This is a genomic window from Roseomonas sp. TAS13 (genome assembly GCF_001950415.1).
In the GTDB taxonomy this organism is placed as follows: Bacteria; Pseudomonadota; Alphaproteobacteria; order Acetobacterales; family Acetobacteraceae; genus Roseomonas; species Roseomonas mucosa.
This window is the reverse complement of record NZ_BDLP01000354.1, coordinates 1-4,511: the sequence shown is the minus strand read 5'-3', so window position 1 is coordinate 4,511 and position 4,511 is coordinate 1. Positions and strand designations below refer to the sequence as shown.

5 protein-coding genes and 1 pseudogene are annotated in these 4,511 nt (G+C 71.4%); 3 read left to right on the top strand and 3 right to left on the bottom strand.

Annotated features, from left to right (window positions below; translation table 11 throughout):
* From ROTAS13_RS19990 to ROTAS13_RS19980, 3 genes and pseudogenes are all read right to left on the bottom strand, one after another.
* Positions 1-478: pseudogene (locus ROTAS13_RS19990) on the bottom strand (hypothetical protein); the annotation flags it as partial.
* Positions 478-1,263, bottom strand: coding sequence for a flagellar basal-body rod protein FlgG (flgG, locus tag ROTAS13_RS19985; protein ID WP_019459342.1), 786 nt, complete (start codon positions 1,261-1,263; stop codon positions 478-480). The gene flgG and the pseudogene ROTAS13_RS19990, both read right to left, overlap by 1 nt.
* 83 nt (positions 1,264-1,346) lie before the next feature.
* Positions 1,347-2,084, bottom strand: coding sequence for a flagellar hook-basal body complex protein (locus tag ROTAS13_RS19980; RefSeq protein ID WP_019459341.1), 738 nt, complete (start codon positions 2,082-2,084; stop codon positions 1,347-1,349).
* 256 nt (positions 2,085-2,340) lie between these two features.
* On the opposite strand from ROTAS13_RS19980, the gene ROTAS13_RS28230 reads away from it, so the two are divergent.
* From ROTAS13_RS28230 to ROTAS13_RS19965, 3 genes are read left to right on the top strand one after another with little or no spacing between them, the layout of a single operon-like run.
* Entirely contained in the window at positions 2,341-2,862 is a 522-nt protein-coding gene (locus ROTAS13_RS28230; RefSeq protein WP_075823208.1) for a flagellar basal body-associated FliL family protein, read from the top strand.
* Positions 2,859-3,947: a flagellar motor switch protein FliM gene (fliM, locus tag ROTAS13_RS28225; RefSeq protein ID WP_019459339.1), complete on the top strand. Its 1,089-nt coding sequence runs from the start codon at positions 2,859-2,861 to the stop codon at positions 3,945-3,947. The genes ROTAS13_RS28230 and fliM overlap by 4 nt, the downstream gene beginning before the upstream one ends.
* On the top strand, positions 3,947-4,474 hold the full coding sequence (locus ROTAS13_RS19965) for a DUF6468 domain-containing protein (RefSeq protein ID WP_075823207.1): 528 nt from the start codon (positions 3,947-3,949) through the stop codon (positions 4,472-4,474). The genes fliM and ROTAS13_RS19965 overlap by 1 nt, the downstream gene beginning before the upstream one ends.
* Positions 4,475-4,511: the final 37 nt, after the last annotated feature.

Here is a 4,511-nt window from a genome sequence, read left to right as displayed (position 1 = left end):
GCGTGGCGCCGAAGCGCCGGCCGTCGAGCCAGGGCTGCGCCACCTCCACCCGCACCAGGCCGGAAAGCGGCACCATGGGCGTGGTGAAACCGGGGATCTCCAGCTCCATCGCCGGGTCGAGGCCCTGGGCCGACAGCGCCTCCTGCAGCGGCTCCAGCCATTCCTCGCGCGCCAGGGCGCGTCCGGCCCGCTCGATCACCACGCGCTCGTCGCTGGCGAAGGGGCGCCAGGAAATGCCGGCGCCGCGCGCGATGGCGAGGAGCTGGGGCGTTTCCACGATGATACGCTGCCCCGGCGGGGGCGCCGGGCCGAGCACGCGCGTCCCTTCCGAACCGAGATCGGCGAAGACGTCGCCCAGCCGCACCACCTCGTCCTCCACCACCACATGCGGGCGGAGGCTGGCGAGGTCGGCCCATGCGAGGCCGGGCAGGCCCACGAGCAGCAGCAGCGCGAGCAGGGGCGGACGGGCGGCGCGCATCACTTCAGCCGCGTCAGGGTGGAGAGCATGTCGTCGCTCGCCGTGATGACCTTGGAGTTCATCTCGTAGGCGCGCTGGGCGGTGATCAGGCTGGTGATCTCCTGCACCACGTTGACGTTGGAGGTTTCCACGAAGCCCTGCATGACGTTGCCGTAGCCGGGCTGCCCGGCGGCCGCGACCTGCGCCGCGCCGGAGGCCGGGGTGGCCATCAGCAGGTTGTCGCCCATCGCCTCCAGCCCCGCCTCGTTGGCGAAGACGGCGAGCTGGACCTGGCCGACATTCTGCGGCTGCTCCTGCCCGGCGATCTTGGCCAGCACCTCGCCGGTCGCGTTGATGGTGACGTCGGTGGCATTGGCCGGGACCTGGATGCCGGGAAGGACGGTGAAGCCTTCCGCCGTGACCATGGTGCCGTCGGCGGCGAGGCCGAAGGTGCCGTCGCGGGTATAGGCGGTCTCCCCCGAGGGAAGCTGCACCTGGAAGAAGCCATTGCCCTTGATCGCCAAGTCGAACTTGTTGTCCGTCTGGTTCAGGTTGCCTTGTTCGTGGATGCGGTAGATCGCGGCGGTGCGTACGCCGAGGCCGACCTGCGCGCCCTGCGGCAGGCTTGTGCCCGTGTCGGAGCTCTGCGAGCCGACGCGGCGGACATTCTGGTAGATCAGGTCCTGGAACTCGGCCCGCCGGCGCTTGTAGCCGGTGGTGCTCATGTTCGCGATGTTGTTGGAGATGACCTCCACATTGGTCTGCTGGGCCATCATGCCCGTGCCGGCGGTCCAGAGCGAACGCATCGGTCAGTTCCCTTTCGCCGCGCGGGGGCGGACGGTCTTGCTGTTCGGCCGTTTCCAGGGGCGGTTCAAGGCATCGCCCCCGCTCAACGCTTCTTCAGGATGCGGTCGAGAGCGTTGCGGATCCGTTCATCCTCGCGCTCCGCGAACTGCGCGGTGAACTGGAACTCGCGCAGCTCCTCGGTCATGCGCGTCATCTCCAGGATGGGGCGGACATTGCTGCCCTCCACCGCGCCCTGGACCAGCGTCGGGCGGTCCACCGCCTCGGGCGGCGTGTCGCTGGCGAAGAGGCGGTCGCCCTCCGCCTGCGGCTTCTGCCCGTCGGCGAAGCGCACGATGCGGATGCGGCCGAGTTCGCCATTCTCGCTCGACACCACGCCCTCGCCGGAAATGGTGATGCGGGTGTCGTTCAGGCCGAGCTGGATCGGCTCGCCGCCCGTGCCGAGCAGCGCATGGCCCTCCGGGTCCACCACCGTGCCGTCGGCGCCCAGGGCGAAGCGGCCGGCGCGCGTGTAGCGCTCGCCCTTCTCCGTGCGGAGGACGAACATGCCCTCGCCGGAGATGGCCACGTCCAGCGGGTTGCCGGTGGTCTGCACCGGGCCGGGCGCGGTGTCGCGCCAGGCGGCACGGTCCCAGGTGAAGGCCAGCTCGCTGCCGCCGCGGGGCTCGTCCACCGCGTGCTGCCGGTCGAGATGCTGGGCGAAGACCGGCCGCGCGGCGCGGAAGCCCGGCGTGTCCGCATTGGCCATGTTGTTGGCCAGCATCGCCGTGGTGCGCGCCTGCGCCATCAGGCGGGAAAGCGCGATATAGCCGGCATTGTCCATCCTGGGCCCCCTTTGCGGATGCGGCGCGCACCGGGCGCCGACGGAACGTGTTCCGCAACCCGCGTGCCAGCCCGGACGCCGCCGGGGAGGGAGGGGCGCGGGCCGGAAATTGCCGCCGCCCCGGCAGGATCTGCCGGGTGCGGGCGAATCCCTGCCGGGGGGAAAGCCTTCCTTAAGGGTTCGGATCGCATCTTCCGCGACGCAGCAGGCGGCGTGAGCCGCGGATCTTCCGGATTGGGGGCGGCCAGGACGGCGCATGGCGAAGACCGAGAAACCCGTGGAAGAGAAGGGCGCGGGCGGCCGCAGGAAGCTCCTGCTCCTGGCCGTGCCGGCGGTGCTGCTGGCTGGCGGCGCGGGGGCCTGGTTCTCCGGCCTGCTCGGCGGCGCCTCCGGAGGCGGCCATGCGGAGGCCGCACCGCAGGAGGGCGGCGCGCATGGGGGCACGCAGGAAGCCGCCCCGCCGGCGGGCACGGCCGTGACCTATCTGGACATGCCCGAGATCCTGTCCAACCTGAACGCGCCCGGGCGGCGCGGCACCTTCATCCGCCTGCGCTCCAAGCTGGAGCTGGCGCGGCCCGAGGACATGGAGGCGGCGCGGCAGGCCATGCCGCGGCTGCTGGACCTGTTCCAGACCTATCTGCGCGAGATGCGGCCCGAGGAACTGCGCGGCAGCATCGGCACGCACCGGCTGCGCGAGGAGCTGATCGCGCGCGCCAACATCGCCGCCGCACCGGCGCGCGTGAACGACGTGCTCTTCACCGAGATCCTCGTGCAATGAGCGGCGCGGCGGAGGAAGGGAGCCAGGACGATCTCGCGGCCGCCTGGGGTGCCTCGCTGGCCGAGGCCGTGGAAGGGATCGAGGAGATGCCGGCCCCGGCGCCGGATGCCGCCAAGGTCCTGAACCAGGCCGAGATCGACAGCCTGCTCGGCTTCGACGGGAAGACCGAGGAACGGCACCGCAGCGGCATCGAGCGCGTCGTGGATGCCGGGCTGGTCTCCTACGACCGGCTGCCGATGCTGGAGATCGTCTTCGACCGGCTGGTGCGGCTGCTGACCACGACGCTGCGCAACTTCACCTCGGACAATGTCGAGGTGTCGCTCGACAACATGACGTCGATGCGTTTCGGCGACTATCTCGATTCCATCCCGCTGCCGGCCATGCTGGCCGTGGTGAAGGTGAAGCAGTGGGACAACCACGCCCTGATCGTGGTGGACAGCGCCATGATCTACTCGATCGTGGACGTCCTGCTGGGCGGGCGGCGCGGCACCTCCGCGATGCGGATCGAGGGGCGCCCCTACACCACCATCGAGCGCACGCTGGTGGAGCGGCTGATCTCCGTGGTGCTGTCCGACCTGGGGCACGCCTTCTCGCCGATCGCCGGGGTGGAGTTCTGCTTCGAGCGGCTGGAGGTGAACCCGCGCTTCGCCGCCATCTCCCGGCTTTCCAACGCCGCCGTGCTCGCGCGCATGCGCATCGAGATGGAGGACCGTGGCGGCAGGCTCGACATGATCCTGCCCTATGCGACGCTGGAGCCGGTGCGCGAGGTGCTGCTGCAGCAGTTCATGGGCGAACGCTTCGGCCGCGACAGCATCTGGGAGAACCACCTTGCCGAGGAGCTGCGCCACACGCTGGTGCGGCTCGACGTGGTGCTCGACGAGCAAACCCTGCCGCTGTCCACCATCACCGCGCTGAAGCCCGGGGACCGCATCGCGCTCAACGTCGCGTCCGGGGCGCCGGTGCGGCTGCGCTGCGGCGACGTGCCGCTCTTCGAGGGGCAGCTCGGCCGGCGGGAGAACCGGCTGGCGGTGCGGGTGGAGCACGAGTTGCGCCGCGACGGTGCCGGCGTCGTGAGGATGGGTTGATGGCCTTGGCGATGAACACGGTGGAATGGACTCTCCAGGGCGTCGTGGTGCTGCTGCTCTGCCTCGCCATTCCCTTCGTCTGGCGGCTGGACCGGCGGCTGGCCGCCCTGCGCCGCGAAAGGCCGGCGCTGGAAAGCGGAACGGCCGAGCTGGGCGAGGCGGCACGCCAGGCGGAACGCGCGCTGGAACGCATGCGGCGCGGCACGGAGGAGGCCGACCGCGCCCTGTCGGCCACGCTGGCGCGTGCGGAGCCGCTGGGCGAGGACCTGCGCTTCCTGACCGAGCGCGCCAGCCTGATGGCGGACCGGCTGGAGGCCCTGGTGCGGGAGGCGCGGCCCCTGATGGTGGCGCCCGCGACAGCGGAGCCCAGTCCGGTGGCGCCGGTGGCGCGGGCCGAGGCGGTGCCGGAGGCCATGGCGATGCCGGAGCGCCCCTCCGGCCACGCGGTGCCCGCCGGCAATGCCCAGGACGTCCCCCGCAGCCAAGCGGCGCGCGACCTGCTGCGCGCCCTGAGGCTGGCCCGATGAGCCGGCCGCGTCTCCTGCCGCTGCTGATGCTGAGCGG

Excerpts from the sequence above, each read along its gene's own strand:
- flgG (WP_019459342.1), bottom strand. The coding sequence starts at position 1,263 with ATGCGTTCGCTCTGGACCGCCGGCACGGGCATGATGGCCCAGCAGACC.
- ROTAS13_RS19980 (WP_019459341.1), bottom strand. The coding sequence starts at position 2,084 with ATGGACAATGCCGGCTATATCGCGCTTTCCCGCCTGATGGCGCAGGCG.
- ROTAS13_RS28230 (WP_075823208.1), top strand. The coding sequence starts at position 2,341 with ATGGCGAAGACCGAGAAACCCGTGGAAGAGAAGGGCGCGGGCGGCCGC.
- fliM (WP_019459339.1), top strand. The coding sequence starts at position 2,859 with ATGAGCGGCGCGGCGGAGGAAGGGAGCCAGGACGATCTCGCGGCCGCC.
- ROTAS13_RS19965 (WP_075823207.1), top strand. The coding sequence starts at position 3,947 with ATGGCCTTGGCGATGAACACGGTGGAATGGACTCTCCAGGGCGTCGTG.